Annotated in this window: 23 protein-coding genes; 15 read left to right on the top strand and 8 right to left on the bottom strand. The window is 58.1% G+C overall.

What is annotated here, in order from left to right:
- Positions 1-471: 471 nt before the first annotated feature.
- From AKN83_RS25920 to AKN83_RS25890, 7 genes are all read left to right on the top strand, one after another.
- On the top strand, positions 472-792 hold the full coding sequence (locus tag AKN83_RS25920; RefSeq protein ID WP_050403048.1) for a nitrogen fixation protein NifZ: 321 nt from the start codon (positions 472-474) through the stop codon (positions 790-792).
- On the top strand, positions 789-1,028 hold the full coding sequence (locus AKN83_RS25915) for a nitrogen fixation protein NifZ (protein WP_050402976.1): 240 nt from the start codon (positions 789-791) through the stop codon (positions 1,026-1,028). Before AKN83_RS25920 ends, AKN83_RS25915 begins: the two co-directional genes overlap by 4 nt.
- A 15-nt stretch (positions 1,029-1,043) precedes the next feature.
- Positions 1,044-1,403: a DUF3024 domain-containing protein gene (locus AKN83_RS25910; RefSeq protein ID WP_050402979.1), complete on the top strand. Its 360-nt coding sequence runs from the start codon at positions 1,044-1,046 to the stop codon at positions 1,401-1,403.
- Positions 1,404-1,437: 34 nt separating this feature from the next.
- The gene (locus tag AKN83_RS25905; protein ID WP_050403049.1) at positions 1,438-1,707 is read left to right on the top strand and encodes a DUF6129 family protein; all 270 of its coding nucleotides are present in this window, start codon (positions 1,438-1,440) and stop codon (positions 1,705-1,707) included.
- Positions 1,704-2,906: a DegT/DnrJ/EryC1/StrS family aminotransferase gene (locus AKN83_RS25900; RefSeq protein WP_050402980.1), complete on the top strand. Its 1,203-nt coding sequence runs from the start codon at positions 1,704-1,706 to the stop codon at positions 2,904-2,906. Before AKN83_RS25905 ends, AKN83_RS25900 begins: the two co-directional genes overlap by 4 nt.
- Positions 2,907-3,467: 561 nt before the next feature.
- Entirely contained in the window at positions 3,468-3,941 is a 474-nt protein-coding gene (locus tag AKN83_RS25895; RefSeq protein WP_244522101.1) for a Rieske (2Fe-2S) protein, read from the top strand.
- 1,199 nt (positions 3,942-5,140) lie between these two features.
- Positions 5,141-5,488 (top strand): (2Fe-2S) ferredoxin domain-containing protein, encoded by a 348-nt coding sequence (locus AKN83_RS25890; RefSeq protein ID WP_050402983.1) that lies wholly within the window; start codon positions 5,141-5,143, stop codon positions 5,486-5,488.
- Positions 5,489-6,050: 562 nt separating this feature from the next.
- Here the strand turns inward: AKN83_RS25890 and AKN83_RS25885 are convergent.
- Both AKN83_RS25885 and AKN83_RS25880 read right to left on the bottom strand, forming a co-directional pair.
- Positions 6,051-6,794 carry an OmpW/AlkL family protein gene (locus tag AKN83_RS25885; protein ID WP_050402984.1) on the bottom strand — a complete coding sequence of 248 codons (744 nt, stop codon included), beginning with the start codon at positions 6,792-6,794 and terminating at the stop codon, positions 6,051-6,053.
- A 450-nt stretch (positions 6,795-7,244) separates the two neighbouring features.
- Positions 7,245-7,658: an ArsC/Spx/MgsR family protein gene (locus tag AKN83_RS25880; RefSeq protein ID WP_050402985.1), complete on the bottom strand. Its 414-nt coding sequence runs from the start codon at positions 7,656-7,658 to the stop codon at positions 7,245-7,247.
- A 561-nt stretch (positions 7,659-8,219) separates the two neighbouring features.
- On the opposite strand from AKN83_RS25880, the gene nifH reads away from it, so the two are divergent.
- From nifH to AKN83_RS25845, 8 genes are all read left to right on the top strand, one after another.
- Positions 8,220-9,104 carry a nitrogenase iron protein gene (nifH, locus tag AKN83_RS25875; protein ID WP_050403050.1) on the top strand — a complete coding sequence of 295 codons (885 nt, stop codon included), beginning with the start codon at positions 8,220-8,222 and terminating at the stop codon, positions 9,102-9,104.
- A 148-nt stretch (positions 9,105-9,252) separates the two neighbouring features.
- Positions 9,253-9,963 (top strand): nitrogen fixation protein NifQ, encoded by a 711-nt coding sequence (locus tag AKN83_RS25870; protein ID WP_083992234.1) that lies wholly within the window; start codon positions 9,253-9,255, stop codon positions 9,961-9,963.
- Positions 9,964-10,283: 320 nt separating this feature from the next.
- Entirely contained in the window at positions 10,284-11,507 is a 1,224-nt protein-coding gene (nifV, locus tag AKN83_RS25865; protein ID WP_083992233.1) for a homocitrate synthase, read from the top strand.
- 494 nt (positions 11,508-12,001) lie between these two features.
- The gene (gene nifW, locus AKN83_RS25860; RefSeq protein WP_050402987.1) at positions 12,002-12,343 is read left to right on the top strand and encodes a nitrogenase stabilizing/protective protein NifW; all 342 of its coding nucleotides are present in this window, start codon (positions 12,002-12,004) and stop codon (positions 12,341-12,343) included.
- A gap of 294 nt (positions 12,344-12,637) precedes the next feature.
- Positions 12,638-12,769, top strand: coding sequence for a hypothetical protein (locus tag AKN83_RS41775; protein ID WP_283806263.1), 132 nt, complete (start codon positions 12,638-12,640; stop codon positions 12,767-12,769).
- A 547-nt stretch (positions 12,770-13,316) separates the two neighbouring features.
- Positions 13,317-14,426, top strand: a complete 1,110-nt coding sequence (locus AKN83_RS25855) for an electron transfer flavoprotein subunit alpha/FixB family protein (protein WP_050402988.1) — start codon at positions 13,317-13,319, stop codon at positions 14,424-14,426.
- An 11-nt stretch (positions 14,427-14,437) separates the two neighbouring features.
- Positions 14,438-15,745 carry an FAD-dependent oxidoreductase gene (locus tag AKN83_RS25850; RefSeq protein ID WP_050403053.1) on the top strand — a complete coding sequence of 436 codons (1,308 nt, stop codon included), beginning with the start codon at positions 14,438-14,440 and terminating at the stop codon, positions 15,743-15,745.
- A 39-nt stretch (positions 15,746-15,784) separates the two neighbouring features.
- Entirely contained in the window at positions 15,785-16,081 is a 297-nt protein-coding gene (locus AKN83_RS25845) for a ferredoxin family protein (protein ID WP_050403054.1), read from the top strand.
- A gap of 167 nt (positions 16,082-16,248) precedes the next feature.
- On the opposite strand, the gene ahpD is transcribed toward AKN83_RS25845, so the two are convergent.
- From ahpD to AKN83_RS41335, 6 genes are all read right to left on the bottom strand, one after another.
- Entirely contained in the window at positions 16,249-16,797 is a 549-nt protein-coding gene (gene ahpD, locus AKN83_RS25840) for an alkylhydroperoxidase, AhpD family (protein WP_050402989.1), read from the bottom strand.
- A 6-nt stretch (positions 16,798-16,803) separates the two neighbouring features.
- Positions 16,804-17,358 carry a peroxiredoxin gene (locus AKN83_RS25835; RefSeq protein ID WP_050402990.1) on the bottom strand — a complete coding sequence of 185 codons (555 nt, stop codon included), beginning with the start codon at positions 17,356-17,358 and terminating at the stop codon, positions 16,804-16,806.
- Between the two features lie 7 nt (positions 17,359-17,365).
- On the bottom strand, positions 17,366-17,644 hold the full coding sequence (locus tag AKN83_RS39890; RefSeq protein WP_157113570.1) for a hypothetical protein: 279 nt from the start codon (positions 17,642-17,644) through the stop codon (positions 17,366-17,368).
- A 1,135-nt stretch (positions 17,645-18,779) separates the two neighbouring features.
- Positions 18,780-19,343, bottom strand: coding sequence for a DUF2478 domain-containing protein (locus AKN83_RS42080; RefSeq protein WP_083992232.1), 564 nt, complete (start codon positions 19,341-19,343; stop codon positions 18,780-18,782).
- A gap of 55 nt (positions 19,344-19,398) precedes the next feature.
- On the bottom strand, positions 19,399-20,595 hold the full coding sequence (gene modC, locus AKN83_RS25830; protein WP_172803613.1) for a molybdenum ABC transporter ATP-binding protein: 1,197 nt from the start codon (positions 20,593-20,595) through the stop codon (positions 19,399-19,401).
- Positions 20,592-21,119 carry a hypothetical protein gene (locus AKN83_RS41335; RefSeq protein WP_244522099.1) on the bottom strand — a complete coding sequence of 176 codons (528 nt, stop codon included), beginning with the start codon at positions 21,117-21,119 and terminating at the stop codon, positions 20,592-20,594. Before AKN83_RS41335 ends, modC begins: the two co-directional genes overlap by 4 nt.
- Between the last annotated feature and the right edge of the window lie 443 nt (positions 21,120-21,562).

Genomic DNA, 21,562 nt, shown 5'->3' with positions numbered 1-21,562 from the left:
TAATGCCGTCGTCTTATCGTCGATGCTTGATGGCCCTAGAAACCTCGTCGCCTCAGCCGCAACATCGTTTCGTACGGGGAAATGATGCCGATGCTGTCCGACAAGGAACTGGCGACGTGCTCACGCGCCACTTTGGCCCGCAGCTCCGCAATCAATCGATCTGCGCTGAGGAAGTCCAGTTCCGTCACATCGTACCACGTCTCGCTGCCGTTGCGGGGCTACTTGGTGAAGCTACGGGCCAATACGCTAGAGCGCGGCTAGATATCGCAGAACGGCTGTCACTCGAGAGCACGAACTGCCCTAAAGCGACATCCTGGTCAGCACGTCGACACGAACTGGCGAACCGCATTGCGGTGAGTGAATCGGCTGAGTGCGGCGAGGGATGAGCACACAATTGTGGAGGGTGTCTCCTGGTCGGGCCGGCAGCAACACCATTGATGTCTACCAGCAACGATGCATGAGGAGCGCTACATGAGCGGTATTGTTCGCGACAGCGACGTCGTCGAGCTCGACGAGCCGCCTGTCTTCAGTTTTAGCCAAAAGGTACGAGCCAATCGCACCATCCGGAACGATGGCACCTTTCGTGGCAAGGAGATCGGCGACATCTTGGTCAAGAAGGGAGAGGTCGGTTACGTCATCTCGATCGGGACATTCCTGCAGCAGTTCTACATATATGGTGTCGAGTTTCTGGAAAGCGGCTACCGCGTTGGCATGAAGCGCAAGGAACTCGTGCCCGTGGATGCCTGCGAGGAGATTGATGATCTTCCATTGCCGGTGGAGGCCGTGTCGTGAGTGAACCCGGCTTTCTGAAATATCGGCGGGGCCAGCGGGTTAAAACCACAGTCGATATCATCAACGACGGCTCTTTTCCCAATGCAGAGCCTGACGGCGTCTTGCTCGGCGCCGGAGTGGCCGGAGAGATCATCAGGGTTGCCATCCATACCGATGCGAACGTTCCGATCTATACTGTCGATTTTGGAGAACGGTTGCTCATCGGCTGTCTTGAAGAAGAAATCACAGGTCTTTGAAGGGAGGCTTTCGCGATGAATGCCGGGCTGATGAGGAAGGTCAAGACCGGGCTGCTGGCGCACCCCAACGAGCTTGATCGCAAGCGGATCGAGCGCAGCTTGAGCTCCCGTACGCGCTATATCTACGTCTCGCCGAAGGTGACACCGGTGAAAGGCGGCTACCTCGTCGAGAGCCCCTGTTGCTCGCGCAATATTGAAAAGGACGGCGCGCTAATCGACGTCGCGCTAATTCTTTTTGATCGCGTGAGCGGAATTTGGAAGGTGTTTTGCAAGAACCACGCCCAAGGAATCTGGGAATTTTATAGCCTGTATCACCGCCTGACTTCAGCGATCGACGAATTGAACGCGGATCCGGAGCGTCTGTTCTGGCAATGAGGGGCGGCTTTTGAGGGGGCACAGAGGAGCCACGATGACGCTCACTACGCAGGAATTGATTGAAATTGAGCAGCTGCTTGCGACCGACAGGGCCGAGGAGGGGCCGTTTGTCGAGCTGCGGCGCCGCTTTCCGCAGCTTGCTTGTGTGCGCTGTGACGCGTCGGATATGCCGGATCAGCCATTCCGGCAGTTTGTGCGTTTCGATCTCCATCTGATCGATGGATCGGATCACTGCGTGCAGATTACGGCCGACCCGGCACGGGCGACCGGTATCATATTGGCCAAAAGGAGCGCTGCGCAGTGAGCGGCACTGAGCTCGCAGAGCATCCGTGCGATAGCGCGCACAATGCGGAGAACAATGCATCCTTTATCCCACTGTCGGACCCGGATATTACCGTCGCTGAGCTCTCTGCAGTTGAAACCCTGCTGTGTTCGTCGCAGATCTCCAGCGGGCGGATCACTGAGGCGTTCGAGCAGGCTTTCGCGGTCTATCTGGGCCGCAAACATGCCGTTGCGGTTTCGAGTGGTACGATTGGGCTCCTGCTTGCACTCAAGGCGCTCGGGATCGGAGCAGGACATGAGGTCATCGCCTCGCCCTACGCTTTTCGCGAAACGGCGCATGCCATCAGTCTCGCAGGCGCACGGGTGGTATTTGCCGACGTCGACTATTGGTCGGGAACATTGGTTCCAGCGAAGGTCGAAGAGAGCATTACGGCCCGCACGCGGGCGATTGTCGCCGGCAATCCCAACGGTCATCCTGCGCCATGGGCAGAACTGCGGACGGTCGCACAGCGCCACCGGCTACTGCTGTTGGAGGATTCTACCGAGGCGATCGGGTCGAGCTACAAGGGGGAGCTCGTCGGCCGATTTGGCGACCTGGCCGTGTTCGACTTTGCCCAGCCGGTAGCCCTAAGCTGCGGTGAAGGCGCAATGGTGGTGACGGATGACATGGATATTGCGCTTGGGTTGCGCCGCCATCGCGCCCACCGCCTAGACGAGCGATTCTCAGTCGTCGTCGCGAGCACAGCACCTTACCAGGCTGGCATCAGCGATCTCACGGCTGCCTTGGGGCTGACGCAGCTGAAGCGTCTCAATGAAATCCTGGAGCGGCGTCGGCTCATCGAGCAGCTCTATAACGCGCATATCCAGTCATTTGAAGGCATCAAGCCGCCTTATGTCGGTCCCGCTGTGACGGATGTGAACTGGATGCTTTATCTCGTTCAATTGGGGACACGCTTCTCGCGATCCGGTCGGGACGCCATCATCGATGATCTGCGCGCCGCGCAGATTCAGTCCGCTGCCTACAGCCAGCCGCTGCATCTGCAACGCCACTATTTTGACCTCGGCTATCGCCGTGGCGATTTCCTGGTTACCGAAAAGGTCGCCGATCGCGCTCTAGCGCTGCCGTTTCACACCCATCTCACGAACAAGCAGATCGCGTTTATCGTGGAGACCATGAAAGATGCCTCGATCAATGTGGGCGCGGGTGCGGCGATCTACTGAGATGATCTTTGTGCCCCAAATGAAAGGAGGATTGGTTGAGCACAATCATAGCTCTGGGCGTCCGCGAGATGAGAAATCGATCGGGCGCATGTCATGCGATGCCGCCGCGGGCGGATAGATATCCGCATAAATGCGAAACACGTCGCATGCCGCTCTATCATGTACTGTTCGGGAAGCTGCGGGAGAAATGCTCCAGCCTCGCGCTCGCAGAAAGCCTGCTCGATCGTCGCAAACTGTCGTGCTCACGCCGTGGTTTAAGGCCGACGCGCCAAGATGCTCGAACCCGAGGACGCCATCCTGGGCTTCGGCTCGGGTGTCTCGAGTTAGTCAAGCAGAGATTACTATGAGCATACAAGGAGTCATCATTCACCTCCGCTTCGCTCCGAATGGAAAGGTGATCCAGATCAGCGAGCGCCTGGCAAAGCTCACGCCGAACCAATGGTTTGAAGTTCTCAACGCCCGCGCTAGCTCGGCATATCGACCGCTCGCACGTGGCCGCGGCATCTTCCGATTGAGCCGTACTACGGTCGAAGCCTTCAAGCGGGAAACTGCGAGGCCTGGATGAGCCAAGCGATGATTGGGAACCCAATGGGCGATCAGATCGAGGTTTTTACCGTCTGTCCGGCCGATGCCATCGAGCGGAATGGCGCCAGGGGCTTTAGCTTGTCGCGTATCGATGATAGCGGCGAAAGCCGGTTGTTTTCCATTATTGTGGTGCGCACCTTCGGTGACGACTATTTTGGCTATGTGAACCGTTGTCCGCATGACGGCGTCTGGCTGAACATCGGCTCCGGCGAGTTTTTCTCGGCAGACCACTTCTTTCTCAGATGCGGCCGGCATGGTGCAAGGTTCGAGATCGAGACCGGAGTGTGCATCGAGGGTCCCTGCAATGGACAAGCGCTTGAGCCGGTAGCGCTCGCCGTGATCGAAGGTGACGTTTGCCTATGCGGCGTCGAGCTGCTGGAGGAAGATCGGGCTTCCGAGCGCTTCGAGGACAGCGAAGAAACAATGGATATCACGATACATCCGGATTGACGGCGTATCATTTGGCTGCTGTTCAAGTTGGCCGAGGGATTTTATCGGAGGACGAAATCGTCGCTCCTAAGCGTTGGTGCAGATGGGTATTATGCTCTCTTAGCTTGTCAGAGCAAACGGCAGTCCAACGCTTTGCTGCCGGGCACCAGCGAGCTCTGCCGTACCAACAAAAGGTGCTCTTACGTCAATTCGCCAAATGGATCTCGCAGGCGGGACCTGCTTCTTGCTGCCGGCCGATAGAACAGTTCAAGAAATGTCCTCGGCGGCTGGAAGTCCGCCGAGGACACCGTCTGGGCTGCGAGAATGGGGAGACCCAGACTGACAGGATCGTTTGGGAGGAACAATGACGATCCTGTGTCAGAAGCTAGGCCGTCAGCGACAGTTGGCTTATTTTCTAGGCTGCAATTGCGATGCCAAACGCCTCAATGCGACCTCTCAGCGAGTGGCGCCGCGATCTTTGGGAGCCACCGGTTTACGGACGCATGCATGAATGAACACGCATTCGGTGCTCGGCATTGAGGCGGCAAGTGCGCCTTGACGCTATCGTGGAGGGCTGTGGGCGCGATTCAGGACCGCTGTGTTGCCGGTTTCGTGACGGCCGATCAACTCCGGGCAGCTTAACCTATAGCCTTGAACGCGGGTCTGCGTTCACTCTGACTGTCGGGGCGTTTGCGCCAGGCACTATCCTGTTGAGGTAAACAATAGATTGGAAACAGCGGAGCGCACATCATGCGTGCGAACGGCCGAAGCAGAATGGGGGGCGTCAAACGCGATGCCAACGATTGTCCTGTCCAAAACAGAAGAGAAACGACATTGTCGGAACTCCAGCATCAACGATGAGGAGCGTCTCGGCAGAACAAGAGATAGTCATAAAAATGCGAGGATTCTGCATTTGGTGTGGAACTTGCTTTTCAGCAATCGGATGGCTGAGCAATGTAGGAGCGAAGGGATTGCGATGGTAGGAGAAGACGTTGAAACGAATCAGGAAGGTTGTGCCAGACGTGAGTGATCTGTGGGTGATCTTCAACGTTTACAATTAGTGTTGCGTTCGCTTATTTCGCCTGCGTCCGCAGGCACGCATCGAAATCAGTAGCATCAATCTATCGATGCGGTGTTCGACAGCAAGAGACCCTGTGAGGCCGATGCGGGCCCAGGCCATGTCTCTTTCGGATCGCTCGCATTGATCACAGGATAAACGCATGGACTCAGAAACCGAATTCGAGCTCCCCCAAATTTATAGGCATCATGTCTTTGCCTGCAACACGCAGCGTCCGCCCACTCATCCGCACGGCAGTTGCGGCGCCTCTGGCGCGCAAGCATTGTGGGATCGAATGGGCAAGGCGATCGAAGCGCAAGGCCTTAACGATATCGGTTTCACGATGGCTGGCTGCCTCGGCTATTGTAACTCCGGTCCCTTGATGGTCGTCTATCCTGACGGAATCTGGTACCGCGCGACTACGCCGGAAGACGTCGACGAAATCCTGGAATCCCATCTCAAGCGGGGTAAACGCGTCGACCGCCTCGTGATGGTGCTAAAGCGCAGCTAAACGCCTCTTCGCGCCGCTTGGCCGGGCAATCAAGCATGGACAGCTTCTCCGTCGATGAGCTGTTCCCTCGGTACGTCGGTCGGATCAGGATGACCGGGTGGCCCTCAGGCGTCAGGACGTGCGAACAGCGCGTCAGAGAGCTTGTCGTTATGGCGCTCTTTGAGATGTTCGGTGAGACGGGCCCAGATTAGAGCGCTGCTCGTGCCCGGGCCCTGAACCTTGAGCGTCAACTTCCTTGTCAGACTATCATTTTCACGGCGCAGCGCGGCGCCTTGAATTTTCAGACCCGATCGGCACCTTGCATGGTCGCAACGCCTGACAAAGCAAGAACGTTTTTCTTTCGATGGCTGTTCGATCAATCTGTTCGCGTCACTTAATACTGTCCCTACGCAGCACGCCGCAAGCGCAAGGTGCGCATGGCGCTCACGTTCTTCGCGAGACGACGCGTCTTTGACACGCCATCTCGCTCGCGGGATGAACTGCGGTGTGGTTGAAGGACGCGCTCGGTGGCTCGCCGCGTCCGGAGTCATCAACCTTGTCTTCTCTGGATCCTGCTCCGACGTTAGAACTTGTAAGCGATGCCGCCGCTGATGAGCCATGGGTCGATATTGGCGCGCCCGGAGACGGGAATTGCATTGTTTACGGTCGCAGAATAGTCTGGCCGCAGCCACAGCTTCTTCACGTCGAAGTTGAGGCCCCAATGACGGTCAAGCATGTAATCGAAGCCAAATTGGACCGCCGCGCCGAACTGGTTGCTGATGTGCAGATCCGTCACGGTAAGGCCGGCGAGCGACGTATTGGCCGCCGACTGATTGAAGAATGCGGTGTAGTTGATGCCTGCGCCGATATATGGCTTGAGTGGACCGAAATCGTCGAAGTGATATTGCAGGGTCAACGTCGGTGGCAATAGCCACGCTTTGCCGATATCGAGTCCATTAAGCGTGCCAGTGCCGCTGATGTGATGGCGGGTCACGCCGAGAATGAGTTCGGCCGCGATGTTCTTTGTAAAGAAATAGGTGATGTCGAGCTCCGGTATGGCTTGATCGCTGATCAACAGACCGGAGTTGGGAGAAGACAGCGAGGGTACCCCGGAGACGTGGACTGAACTGCCTGCGGTATCGGGCAAAACGCCGAGCACTCGCAGGCGGATCATCCATGGATTAAACGGTTCGATCGGGGGTGCTATGTAATAAACCGGCGCTGGACCGAGATCTGCAGCCTGTGTCGAGATGCTGGCCAGCGAGATCGCGAGCGTGAGGAGCGACGTCGTCGTCAGAATTGTTCTTGTTCTCATCGAATTCTCCATTCCAAAAGTCGCGCGATAAGGCGCGCGAGATCTCTGTCACACATGACAAGCGGCGGAGGATTTGATGCGGATCAAAATAGTGGCGGGCTCACCGGAATTATGCGGGTGAGTTGCACAAGAAGCACGGCTATCGAAGCGTCGTTGTCTTTGCTTGATAGCTATTCGATTCATAGTCCGTGCTGATTCCAATCTCTTCAGGAGATTGTTTGTTGGCTTGATGCCCCGATCCAATCCATGCCCGTTGGGCCATGCAAAATCAAAGTGGCAATGCAGCAACCCCGCACATTGCAGGGCCGGTAGAGGCAGCATTCACCCGAGGCGCAATATCGGCAGATCCGTATTACGGAATAGCCGGGTTGGCCTTCTCAGCGAGGGTCCGAGTTGGCGGTCACGAACCAAGCCGGAAGCAGAAAAATATGGTTCTTCGCATCAAAGCCGTCTGTCCTAGCCTCACGTTTGCGGACAGCGCGTCTCGTTTGCGTCATGCACACATCCCTCGAGATCATCTGGGGTCTTGCGGCCAAGCAGCGACAGCACGAGCTCATGATCGAATCCGGCGCATCGTGATCCATCGACGTCGATCAGAGGTCTGCGTATCAGGAGCGGATCGTCTAACATCAACGCCAGTGCGCGCTGGTCGTCAATTATGGCGGGATTGACTTCGCCTGATTTGATACGGGGGGCCGCTTGGTTGAACCAGGAGGCAACCGGGATATTGCCGAAGAAGCGGCGCAGTTCTTCTGAAGTCCACGGCTCCATCAAAATATCCTTGGCTATGATGTCGTGACCGGCAGCGTTGAACGCTTGAATCTGACGCACATTGGTCGCGCAGCCGGGCTTTTGATAAAAAGTGATTGTCGCCATGTCATACCTATGTTGGCAGCGCTGAGGTGAACAATAGCCATGTCGCTGCTGCGTTCGACGCCCATTCGATGGTCTTGCCGATTATCTTCAATGCCAGTTGGCTAAGCCCCGCTGGCATCCGCTGTCCGGCCAGTCTGGATCGCAACCGACATTGTCGCACCGCTCAAGTCCCAGAGAGCCGGTTCACCAGAGGAGTAGCAAGTCCCATTCCATGGCTAAAGATATGGGACAGCCGATGCCAATGGGCCTCGCGTCAGCGGTTGCCGCTCTTGTTCGTTTTCTGACAGCCGCGCTGACAGATAGATTCCAAAACAGCCAGGCGCACTGGCGGGCAGGTGGCTTTTCAAATGTAATCAAAGACTTGGGCAGCGCTTGCGAGCATTGGCACGGCGGTTGCTAGTATCGGGCAGCAACACTGAGTGAGGGCTGAGTGCACGCCGACGCGTAAGACGAGCGATGTGCTCCTTCCCTTGAACCCGTGTGCCCCGTTTCTGAGAGAGAGAAACAAGCTCGCGCGTCAGAAGCGCGCAACTTTTGGCAAATCGGTTGATGGAGAGCAACATGTCTTCACTAAGGCAAATCGCGTTCTACGGAAAAGGTGGCATCGGCAAGTCGACGACGTCCCAGAACACGTTGGCGGCGCTGGCCGAGATGGGCCAGAAAATCCTGATTGTCGGGTGCGATCCTAAGGCGGACTCGACCCGCTTGATCTTGCACGCCAAGGCGCAGGACACGATTCTGAGCTTGGCGGCGAGCGCCGGCAGCGTGGAGGATCTTGAACTCGAGGACGTAATGAAGGTCGGCTACAAGGACATCCGTTGCGTGGAGTCCGGTGGTCCTGAGCCGGGCGTCGGCTGCGCCGGTCGTGGCGTCATCACTTCGATCAACTTCCTCGAGGAGAACGGCGCCTATGAGAACATTGATTACGTATCCTATGACGTGCTCGGCGACGTCGTTTGCGGAGGCTTTGCGATGCCAATCCGTGAAAACAAGGCGCAGGAGATCTACATCGTGATGTCCGGTGAAATGATGGCCATGTATGCCGCCAACAACATTTCGAAGGGTATCCTGAAATATGCCAACTCGGGCGGTGTGCGGCTGGGCGGCCTGGTCTGCAATGAACGACAGACGGACAAGGAGTTGGAACTGGCGGAGGCGCTGGCCAAGAAGCTAGGCACTCAGCTGATCTACTTCGTGCCGCGCGACAATGTGGTGCAGCATGCCGAACTCCGCCGCATGACGGTGCTCGAGTATGCGCCGGATTCGAAGCAGGCCGATCACTATCGCAATCTCGCTACCAAGGTTCACAACAATGGCGGCAAGGGTATCATTCCGACACCGATCTCCATGGACGAGCTTGAGGACATGCTGATGGAGCATGGCATTATGAAGCCGGTCGACGAATCCATCATCGGCAAAACTGCCGCCGAACTCGCTGCCTCGTAAAGGCCGTGAGTCGCGGCCTTGTGAAGGCGCGCGACGGATGCCGGCCTCCTCACCCCCCATCCGGGGAGGCCGGCATTCTGATCAGCGCTCCCGGCCGGGACCAGGACGCGGCGAGGCAAACCTGGCCGCTACAGTGACCCACAAAATCATGTCCGAAGTGCACTTCCTTCCGTCTATGGCTGCTTGTGAGCCTGATGCGAGCAGTTCCAACGGAATTGTAGCCTACCGCCTCCTCACCGGCGTACTTCCTGCGGATGCCGACATTGCCAGTGACAGTCATTTCGACCGCCATGCTTTGGCATCTATTCTGGCGGCTGCCACGATGGATGGTGGCGCTCTTCCGGCGAAGACTGGCCTATCGGGCGATGAACTCGCGGCTTTGCTCGCGCAGTACTTTCCCTCACTTGAGGTCGAACTTCGCGATGACCTCCTGAGGTACAAATGCAACGAGAACGACGAAATCGCAATGGTGCGCGATCTTCTCCTGAAGCACCGCTCGACGCAAGGAGATCTCGGTCGCTGGCTGGCTGCCATGATCGCTCGACGGGCCATCGAACCAGACCATTTATGGGAAGATCTCGGATTGCGCAATCGTGGCGAGCTCTCTCGGCTGCTCAGCCGTCACTACGCGCCGCTCGCCGCGCGCAATGTCAACAATATGCGTTGGAAGCGCTTCTTCTATCGCATGCTTTGCGAGGATGAAGGCCTCGCGATGTGCACAACACCGGTGTGCACGCAATGTAACGACTTCAACCTTTGTTTCGGCGAAGAAAGCGGTGAGAGCCGGATGGCCGAGCGCCGGCGCGACCAGTTGCTGGAGGCGGCTCGCCAGCAGGTCACCGCTGATTGGCCCATCTGACTTGCCACAAATGTTCTCGTGCGTTGCAGCGCGACAACGCTTCTAGGATATGGCGATCCCCGCGGCATGTCATCGTGCAGATAAACGCCGCTTTAATGCGAGCAAGTGACCATGGATCTAAGACATGCCGGCCTGAATTGCTCCGGGACCAATCGCCAACATCGCGGCGCGCTGCAATCGCCTTGGCTTTCGAACTCGACTTGGGAATGGCAAAAGCGCCCGTTTCATGAGTCCGTCGCGCTTGCGGCAATCCATTGGCGGGAGGAGGTTAAGGAAGGAAGCGTAGATTTTCAATCCGTTGGCAGGGATAGCGCAGTGGCATGCGGGTTGCTGAAGGGGATGTGGTCAAAGATAAGGAGCCAGCCTGCGTGATCGCCTCTAGCGAAGAACCCTCATGGTTCGATCAAGAACGCGCGAAGCCGATCGTGCTTAACGATACGACGCTAAGGGACGGGGAGCAGGCGCCCGGTGTTGCGTTCACCACCAAGGAAAAGCTGGCGATCGCGCGGGCGCTTGCGCGGGCCGGGGTCACGGAGATCGAGGCGGGAACGCCTGCGATGGGCAATGAGGAAATCACAGCAATCCGCGCCATTGTCGAAGCAGATCTTCCGCTGACGACGATAGGCTGGTGCCGGATGAGGAAAGCGGACGTCGATGCGGCGATTGAAGCCCGGGTGTCCATGGTCAACATGTCGATCCCGACTTCCGATGTGCAGATCGCGGCCAAGCTCGGTGGTCATCGCAGCCTGGCACTGGAACAGGTGAGGCAATTGGTCGGCTATGCTCGTGAGAAGGGGCTTCAAGTTTCTGTTGGCGGCGAGGACGCTTCGCGCGCCAACGTCGAGTTTCTGATCCGGCTGATTGCAGTCGCAAAAGCCGCGGGCGCGTGTCGTTTTCGTGTTGCAGATACGCTCGGTGTGCTCGATCCCGACGCAACCTACGCGCTGGTCAGGAAACTGCGTCTGACTACCGATTTGGAACTCGAATTTCACGGCCACGACGATCTCGGACTCGCAACCGCCAATACACTCTCAGCCATCAAAGCTGGCGCGAGCCACGCTTCGGTGACCGTCATCGGGTTAGGCGAGCGGGCCGGAAATGCGCCGCTTGAGGAAGTCGCGGTCGCACTCAAGCAGCTCTACGGGCGCGAGACCGGCATCATACTTCCGGAGCTCGAGAACGTCGCCGCACTGGTGGCTGCGGCGGCCGCGCGTGCCATTCCTCTGGATAAGGCCATCGTTGGAGAGTACGTATTTACGCACGAATCCGGCATTCATGTCGATGGCCTTTTGAAGGATCAGCGCACCTATCAGTCGCTTGATCCGGCTTTGCTTGGCCGCCGCAACCGCTTTGTGATCGGCAAGCATTCCGGACTTGCGGCGATTACGGCGTTGCTCGATGAACTCAAGCTGGCCGCCAGCGCCGATCAAGCCAGACAGATCCTGTCGCAAGTTCGCAAGCATGCGATCGAGCACAAGCTGCCAGTTGAGCGCAAAACGGTGGCGGCGATCTGGCGCGACGTATGCGGATGCCCAGCCACCTAAAGCGAGTGAAGAGCCGTGCTTAGCAACGTTTGCGCCGACTATTCGAGAGACCAAGTGTGTCGCAAGGAGGCTATCCGATGCCACTGACTGGCGCGAAAATGCCCCACCTCCTCAGGCCGGTTCGCCGGCCGCAAATCTCCGCTCCATCTATTGCGGACCACTCCAGCATACATGCTGTGATCTGCAATCCAGCAGCGAACGGTCCGCGGACTGCCAAGCGACGTCTTCTCTTGAGGCTGCCGTCCCGCCAGACCACCGGTCGGACGAGCATCGGCACCGATTGCGGTTTGGCCGTTCATGCCCCTTCCTCATCCGGGCTGAGGTCGGGGCCCGCCGAACCTGCAGATCTGGAGAGCGAAGTTGAGCGCATCGGCGTTCCAGGGGCGGGCGTTGGCGATGCGCACCAGCCGTGCGAGGTAGAACCGCGGCAATATCATCAGGCGCTAAGAGTATGTTGTTTGGCGTCCGAGAGCTGATTCAAAGGAGACCTTTCGATGATCAACTCATCCCCGGCAGCCCCTATCCTGGACCGGCTTAGCAACGCCTCGTCGGCAGAGGAGTTCTTTTCGTTGCTTGGCGTCGATTATGATCCGAAGATTGTAAATGTCGCGCGCCTACACATCCTAAAGCGCATGGGACAATATTTCGCCAAAGAGCAATTTTCTGGCGCCACAGAGCCGGAAATCAGAGCTCGGTGCAAAGCGATGTTGGAGCAGGCTTATGCTGATTTCGTGGCATCGCCGCCGATTGATCAGCGAGTATTCAAGGTTTTGAAGGATGCGGTTGCAGGCCCAGGAAAACCGACAGCTTTTGTTCCGTTGAGCGAGCTGAAGTGACTTCGCGTTCCGCCGTAATGAGGTGTTCTCTAGCGAATGCCGTGCGGTCTGAACGCTCCTTCATCCGGATCATCTCTCCGCCAGCGATGACCCGAGCGACGCTGTCGCATTCCCGACCCATGTCCGGACTGATCGTGTCCAATGCGCTGAGCGAGCATTTAAGTTTCTGTCAAATCATTGCTTCCGGCTGACTTTCGATGGTTCTTGCAAGTGGTACGACACTTGCTGTTGTCGTGCCTATCCCGTCATCGATGCTGACAGATGGCGGTCGTCCGAGACGAAAAAGGAACACCTATGACGCTGCTTCTACCGCCTGCCGAGCAATGCGGCGTGATCTCACGGCTCACGCTCGCGCCCGGTCCGTTCGATATCGCCTTTGATGCGAACGAGGCCGACAGCGACCGTGAGATGGTGGTCAGTGGCTAAGTCGTCCGTTGCGCAACATCTGGAGAGGGCATGTACATAGTCGTCAGCGTCGAGCGAGTCCGCGGATGCGCGCAAAGTGGCATTCGTCGCAATGCGGATAGCAACATGCGTCCGGCGGAGGCGCCAAGCTCGGCCGATGCAAGGTGCCGGGGCTGGAGGCTGAACACGCAGTGCTTGACAGGTGCGCAGCTCCGATCGCTTTGGTGGGCGCACCCGATGCAGAGCGCTGGGCCGAAAGCGAGGCGCCGATACTGCAGAGCAGGCGGACGCAACAACTTTTCCGGGCACAGCTGCCGTAGCGGCGTCGTCGGCACCGTGGCGCTTGTCGAACCGAGCGCGCGAGGCACTACCGTCGAGGACATATCTGGCTCTGGCCCGCCCGAAGCGTCTACGTCGATGACGAGTGTTACTGCCTGGTCGGTTTGTACTAAGCGGGCCCGGCAGCCGAGCGGCCGGCCACTTGCTAATCAGAACTGATCCTCAGTCAACTGAATCTACATACAAACCTGTGGCGCGGGCGCGCGTATTCTTGAGGGGACTTAAAACCATGAGCAATGTCACCAAAACGGCAGCGCCTGCGGCGGCCGGCCGGGCAGCAGCCAAGAAGGAGCTGCCCGAGCACTTTAAGGCCTACAAGCATGTCTGGGTTTTCGTCGAGCTGGAGCGCGGCCAGGTGCATCCGGTTTCCTGGGAGCTCATGGGAGCGGGGCGCAGGCTTGCCGACAAGCTGAAAGTGAATCTCGCCGCGGTCGTTGTCGGCCCGGAGGGGCAGTCCACCCGTAACGCCGCGGTTGAATCCTTTTGCTATGGGGCCGATCTGGCCTATTTCGTGAGCGACAACGTTTTGGCGGATTACCGTAATGAATCCTATACCAAGGCGCTCACCGAACTCGTCAATATCTACAAGCCAGAGATCCTGCTGTTGGGCGCGACAACGCTGGGGCGCGATCTCGCGGGTTCCGTGGCGACGACTCTGTCAACGGGACTCACTGCCGACTGCACCGCGCTCGATGTCGACGCCGATGGTTCTCTTGCGGCGACGCGTCCGACCTTTGGCGGCTCGTTACTCTGCACGATCTATACCTTGAATTATCGTCCGCAGATGGCAACAGTGCGCCCGCGGGTCATGCCGATGCCGGAGCGCGTCGAACGTGATGCTGCCCGTATCATCGTCCATCCACTCGGCCTTGTCGAAGACGATATTGTCACGAAAGTTCTGTCGTTCCTCCCAGATCGTGATTCCGAGACATCAAATCTAGCCTATGCCGACGTCGTGGTTGCGGGTGGCTTGGGACTGGGATCGCCTGAGAACTTCCGGCTGGTGCGCGAGCTCGCAACTCTTCTTGGCGCTGAATATGGCTGCTCGCGTCCTCTGGTGCAGAAGGGGTGGGTTACGTCTGATCGGCAGATCGGTCAGACCGGCAAGACGATCCGGCCAAAGCTCTATATTGCGGCCGGTATTTCCGGCGCGATCCAGCACCGGGTGGGTGTCGAGGGGGCGGATTTGATCGTCGCCATCAATACTGACAAACGTGCTCCGATCTTCGACTTCGCCCATGTTGCGATCGTCAGTGATGCCATGCAATTGCTGCCGGCGCTGACGGCGGCATTTCGCGCTCGGCTCTTGCCGAATTCGCGCGCCCGGATCGCGGTCTAAAGGAGATGATGATGATTGAAGAGAGGTTCGATGCCATCGTGGTAGGAGCCGGTATGGCTGGTAACGCGGCGGCGCTGTCCATGGCCAGGCAAGGCATAAAGGTGCTGCAGCTCGAGCGGGGCGAATATCCTGGATCGAAAAATGTGCAGGGCGCAATCCTCTACGCTGACATGATGGAAAAGCTAATTCCCGAGTTTCGCGAAGAGGCGCCGCTCGAACGTCATCTGGTTGAACAACGGTTCTGGATGATGGATGACCGCTCGCATGTCGGGATGCATTACCGCTCGGACGACTTCAACGAGGAGCGGCCGAACCGTTACACGATCATACGCGCGCAGTTTGACAAATGGTTCTCGTCAAAGGTGCGCGAAGCCGGCGTGACCTTGCTCTGCGAGACGACTGTGACGGAGCTCGTACGCGACGAGCGTGAAAGAATTGTCGGCGTTCGTACAGATCGCCGCGACGGCGAAATACATGCCGATGTCGTCGTGCTCGCTGAAGGGGTCAATGGTCTGCTTGGGACGCGCGCGGGCCTGCGCGCGCGGCCGACACCCGATAACGTTGCGCTCGCCGTCAAGGAAATGCACTTCTTGCCTCGCGAGACTATCGAAGCGCGCTTCAATCTTAAGGGCGACGAAGGCGTTGTAATCGAGGCGGCGGGCACCATTTCCCGCGGTATGACCGGAATGGGTTTCATCTATGCAAACAAGGAGTGTATTTCGCTCGGCATCGGTTGTCTCGTCGCGGACTTCCAGCGCACCGGCCTGACGCCCTACGGCTTGCTCGATCAATTCAAAAGGCATCCCTCTGTGTTGCCTCTGCTAGCAGGTTCCGAAGTCAAGGAATATTCGGCGCATCTCATCCCTGAAGGAGGCTACAAATCGATCCCGCAGCTCTACGGGGAAGGCTGGGTGGTCGTTGGCGATGCGGCGCAACTCAACAATGCCGTTCATCGCGAGGGGTCCAATCTCGCGATGACCTCAGGTCGCATAGCGGCCGACGCGATCGGCCTGGTTAAATCGCGCGGCGAGCCGATGACAGCGACAAATCTGTCGCTCTACAAGAAGATGTTGGATGAGTCCTTCGTCATCAAGGACCTCAAGAAGTACAAGGATTTGCCGCCCCTGATGCATACTCACTCACAAAACTTCTTTCTCACTTATCCGCAGCTCATCTCTAAGGCAATGCAAAACTTTGTGCGGGTCGATGGTACGCCCAAGGTTGAGAAGGAGAATGCGACCTTGAAATCCTTTGTCAAGGCGCGCTCATGGACCGGTCTGTTCGGCGATGCATGTCGTTTTGCGCGAGCCTGGCGCTAATTGTCAACAGTGTGAGTTCCAAGTATGGAAGGACAAAGCATGGATGCCGAGCCCTCGGTGCGCGTGGAAGACAAGCTGTATTACAACCGCTACCTTGTCGACGTTGGTCGTCCGCACGTCAAGGTTCGCGCACACACGTCCCCATCGCCGCAGCTAGTCGCGCTTTTGAAAGCGTGCCCCGCGCGATGCTATGAGCTGAACGATGAGGGGCGGGTCGAGGTGACTGTCGACGGCTGTATCGAGTGCGGTACCTGTCGGGTGATCGCTGAGCCCACCGGCGATATCCAGTGGAGTTATCCGCGCGGCGGATATGGGGTGCTGTTCAAGTTTGGCTGAGGGTAAGGTGAGGATGGAACGAAGCCGTGGTACGAACCGCCCCTTAGCGTCGGAATATTTGCATATTCGCGCGTCACGGAGCAATTCGAGCTAGGCACGTTTCAAGGTAACAGGTGTGGCGATGCGGAACGGCGCCCCACCCTTTCGATCGGATGGCAGAGGAGAAATCAGCCCGTTGCCTCGGATGAGCTCGGCCGAGCGGCCTCGATTGCAGTCGCCACTGACTGGACGATCGCAGCAGATCGCACGGCGGAGAGGATCACTCCGGAGCTGACGCCCGCAGCTCGAAGTGTCTTCTCGTGGGCATCGATACAAGCACCGCAGCCGTTTATGGCGGACACAGCAAGCGACCATAGCTCGAAATCAGACTTGTCAACACCTGGACTGCCAATCACGTTCATGCGCAGCCGTGGCGGCATCGTCTTGTATTCCGGATTGGAGGCGAGGTGAAGGAAGCGGTAGTAGACATTGTTCATCGCCATCACAGCGGCGGCGGATTTCGCTGCGGCGATCGCCACGGGCGTCATGACGGCGGCCGCGGCGGATTCCATTGCGGCAATTACGTCTGCATTGCGGGTGGCAATTGCGCTCGCCAGCAGAAGCCCGTATTGCCGCTGCGGCGAGAGTGTCTCATCGGCTATCAGGGAAGTCAGATTGAGCCGGACGTCCTTGGCGAAATCGGGGATCTTTTCGTTCAACTGTTCAATCGACGACATGCTGCCTCAAGCGACCTTCAGGACTTCGCCGCCGATTTCGCGATTGCAGGGACAGAGCTCGTCGGTTTGGAGAGCGTCCAGCACGCGCAGTGTGTCCTTGGGGCTGCGTCCGACGTTGAGATTGGTCGCGTAGACGTGCTGGATCGTGTTGGCGGGGTCAACAATATAGGTGTAGCGATACGCGACCCCTTCGGGGGAGCGCACACCAAGGCCATCGACCAAGGTCCCCTTCGTGTCGGCAAACTGCCAGATTGGCAGATTTTGCAAGTCGACATGTGAGCGTCGCCACGCAAGCTTGCAGAACTCGTTGTCAGTCGAGCCCCCCAGTATCACTGCATCGCGGTCAACGAATTCCTTGGAAAGCCGGGCAAACTCGGCGATTTCGGTCGGACAGACGAAGGTAAAGTCCTTAGGATAGAAGAAGATGATCTTCCATTTTTCTGGAAAGCTAGCTTGGGTCAATGTCTCGAATGCACTCTGCCCATCTTCTTCGTGCGCGTGAAAGCCAGGCTTCACGCCTGTGATCTCGAACGGCGGCAATTGACTTCCAATTCCAAGCATGCGGTCCTCACACTTTTGTTTTCCGGACATGGTGACCACGCTGCTGAAGCAAACGATATGCCATCAGTTTCAAGAGCCGATTGTCCCTAGTTACGCCGCGCAGCGGCTTGGCTGCAGAGTTCCCCTCGCGCATTAAGCCCGCTCGAAACGGCATGAGCTCACCAAGCTGCAAGGATTTGCCGCACCTGAAACGGGAATGATAACCGACCAGGCTCGCGGCGGCGGCAATGAAGGCATGACGTCTACGTAGCGTCAGGTTGTAGAGTTTCAATCGTACATAGGGCATGGCTCTGAGGCTTCGTGAGCACGCGGAGAGGCTTCAGTATGTCAGGTCCTTTTATGGTGCGCGGGAGTATGTTCTGTGCAGGTACGACCCGGTTGGTTGTAGCTAATGTGAGACGTAAACTGAAGGGTCGAGACAAAGCAGAATCTGCAGTGCCAATAGCAGATCCGGGGGGGGGGCCAGCGGCAATGGCGCGGCCCGCTTCCTGTCGCGATGTGCCGCATGCGGCCCTAGCCGGGTGGGTGGCCGAACGCCTTGCCTTTCGAATGACAAGTGTCTGGCTTTCGTTTCTCTTGGTTGTTTTGGGGGTATCCAGCAAGCACCTATTGCCTTGGAAGCCGGAGTGCCCTCTGCGGCAGCCAGGGCCGGGCAGATAAGAGTGATGCATGTACCCAGAGAGGAGCGCGAGGACAGTCGCTTTTGTTCAATTTGGCGAGCTTGGCGTCCGGCTTCCTTAGGCCGGAGGCTCCGTGATTAGTGCACCGGAGCGCGAGCTGGTGCAGCTGTGAAGAGTCATCTCAAAGGAGAATGGTGTGGAACCGGTCTATAACGATCCGAACTATTGGATGTTGGGACGCTGAGCAGCGGGAGTTGCAGCGCGCGCAACAAGAAGCAGAGGTCGGTCGACTTCCTGTTCTTGCCGGTCAATGAGCCAGCGCCACGGACCTCGATCACCGCGGCTCCCATTGGTCGTTGTTGCCGGTGGACCGCCGCGATCGCGCCAGGCCGGTTGCCTACCACTACGACTCCGCGCAGGGATACAACGACAGACCTGCAGCAATGCTCGTAGCGCGGATGGCTGAAGACGCATCCGTACGCCAGCAGAGGAACGGCTATGATGCGGTGTCTTTGTGGTCGACGGGATGCGGGCGCTGGTCAGGCGGTTGGCGGGAAGACGGCAGCCACATCTGAACCTTAGCGACCTCGTCGCCGATCGGCACGCACTGCAGAACAGACTGAGGGGCTGATGTCGGCTTCAACCGAATAGCGCGCGCAGCTGCTTGAACTGCGACTCCCCGCCGATTAAACGTCCGCAATCGGAGCGTTCGCAAAGCATAATGCATCATGGTGTTTCGTAACGAGGAGCGGAGGCCCGAAGCTAAGGCTGTTTTCAGAGACGGCGAAGGAACCCGACGGGCTATTTCGGAGCGGACGTATCCGCTGGTCGTATAGTCGTCATCAAACGCTCCGGTATCATAGTGCCTAAATAGCCGCGGCTGGGGATGAAGGCCCAGCTGTGCCCTAGGGGCGAGCGGAAATCGCGCCACCATCGCTGAACGATTTGGCGATCGCAAAGTAGCAACGTGCCAACATCACCTGTGCAAGTTCGCCGGGCGGCAAGGCATGTAACTAGAACGGCCATCATAGGTGGTACGCCACGGCCAATTGGGTTAGCGAATTCGGCGCGCAGGCTGCCGCCAGCTGCTTGCTGCCGGCAAAATGTGCTCGTCGCGAGGAGATTGACCAGGTGGCGAAGCGCTCGGGGAACGATAGCTGCGGCCTTCGCAAGTCCACTTGTATCGAGCTTATAAGACAAGACTGCGCTGCCGACTTGCTCGCAAATTGAGATTTGTTGCCCTGACGTAATGTCCCCTGCGACCAAGCAGGGCGTACCGTGTGCGCCCGTCAAACGTCGCCGGATGATGCCGCCGACGCGTACGCCTCGCCGCGTGAGATCCTGGGTCAAATTGGCCTGCTGCATATCTACATTGTCTGGCCAGTCGAACACGGCCGTAAAATGCTGCGGATCTATCTCATCAAGATTGCCGCTCACTGTCGTACTCCGATTGCTGTTCGTTTCTCGTATCGGCGCTCGTTTGTCGAACGCCTCCTGCTAATGTGGAAGGCCTTGCGAGCAACCGCTCTGGGACTACGACCGGCAAGGCGCGCGCGACCTCGGCGAATACGTCAGTGCCATTGCTGAGCCGTAGCGCATCAAAGGAGCGACGCGGGATGCGGGCCAGAAGCGGTACGCCCGAACGGCCAGTTTCGAGAGCCAGGACCAAGGTGACCTCGGCATCGTCGAACGGCAGAGAAGCCTTGATGCGTGCCGGAAAAACATTGAGCATAGAGCTGGCGCGCGGCGGCTCGCAAGCGATGCTGACATCGTCGGCTGCGACGCGCAGCCGCAGCTGCGCGCCCGGCCTAAGAGGCGCTCCAGGGATCAACAGGCGCGCTCCTTTGAGGCGGAGGATGACGAGCCCATAGCGCCCGTCATAGCCGCCGACCACGGTATCAAGGCAGACCGCCGCATCGCCGCGCGCGGCAAGCGCCGGGGCGCTCTGAACGACATTGAGTGGCCCGGCCGCAGTCACAATGCCATCTTTCATCATGACGAGATGATCGGCAAAGCGCTCGATGTCAGCCATGTCATGGCTGACATAGATCATGGGCAATGGGAGCTTTTCCCGCATGAGATCGAGAAATGTCAAAATTTCGCATTTGGCGGAGCGGTCGAGCAAAGTGAGCGGGTCGTCAAGCAAAAGTAGTCGAGGTTGTGCTAGTAGCGCACTGCCCAGGGCAAGGCGCTGTCGCTCGGCGCCAGAAAGATGCGATGGCGAACGCTCGAGCAGTGGGGTAAGGGCGAGCAATTCGACCACCCCGTCAAAATCGATCAGTGTCGGTTTCGATTTCGATGCGTTGAACAGAAGGGTACGCTTGACGGAAAAATGAGAAAAAAGAATTGGGCGCTGGAATACATAAGCGACCGGACGCAGATGAGGCGGCCGAAACGTCGTTTGATCTTGCCAAATCTCGCCATCGATTGCGCAAAATCCACCCGGTAGACATTGCACGCCGGCGATGCAGCGTGCGACCGCGGTCTTGCCGCAGCCAGGCGGGCCGAAAATTGCCGTGACGCCTTTCGCAGGTACGCTAAATTGGGCCACTAACGGGATGTTTGCGATAGAGCCGTTGAAGGAAAATTCGATAAAGCCAGGTTTTGCTTCTCTCACGTGCCCGCGCCTGTGATGTATCTTTCTACCAAGATCACGAGCAGAATCGCCGCGATCACCATGCCACCGAGAGTCCAGTCTGTTGCGTTCCAACGCGGTGTCTCCTCCCCAAGGGGGCCATAACGCGTGGCTGCGGCATTACAGATCGATGGTGTCACGATAAGCGGCTTGTTGAGTATCTCCGAGCCGTCGATGATCGAGGCAATCGGACGCTGCCCTGCGCGCTTGCCGATCACGCAGGGAGAGCCCAATTCCAGCATCGTGGAATGCTCAGCCGGCTTGGCCGGGTGGCCGAGGGTGTTCGTTGCAAGCTGAATTGGCGCCGCTTGTGATGTTTGACGGGAAGGCTGTCGGCTCGCGCCAGAGCTCAAGATTGGCTCTGCGGCCGAAATCCCCTCCCATGACGCCATAGTTTTGGTAGCAGATGTGAAGGCTACGCCGGCGCCCCAAATCGTGGCTTCTGCGCTCCCGGGTGCGAGCAGCATCAACGTCAGATCGATCAAGATCAACCGGATAAGCCTCATCTTTGACTCCGCGTCCGCTGCGGCCGCCTTCTTCGCGCCAGCACGTTAACCCTTGCCCAGCAATCCGCGTGCCGTTGCTGGGAATATGGTGCGCGGCTGGCGTGACAAAGGGGCTTCGCATCGGTCTCCGCCCGACGTCAAAGATGGTGGTATCTTATGGTAGGGATTTGGACGCTCGCGTCATCAACCGCACATGCAGGGCGATGAGATGGAAGCTGGGCGGGGTACCATCGTCGCTTGCGCTTTGGAGATGGTGCGTTGGCGAACGGGCGACCGTCAAACTCGTTAATAACGCATAAAGCGATATGATCCAGTTTGTCAGACCTGATCCCCCGGAGGAGAAGGTCGGCTCATTCGCAACCTGGGGGGCTTGACTTGGCTGTCTAGAAGCTTTCGTGCTCGAGCTCCTGCGTTCTCGCTAATCACACGGAGTGTCGCGATCG

Source organism: Bradyrhizobium embrapense, from assembly GCF_001189235.2.
GTDB lineage: Bacteria > Pseudomonadota > Alphaproteobacteria > Rhizobiales > Xanthobacteraceae > Bradyrhizobium > Bradyrhizobium embrapense.
Note: the sequence above shows the minus strand (reverse complement) of the source record. Positions and strands in the feature narration are given on the sequence as shown.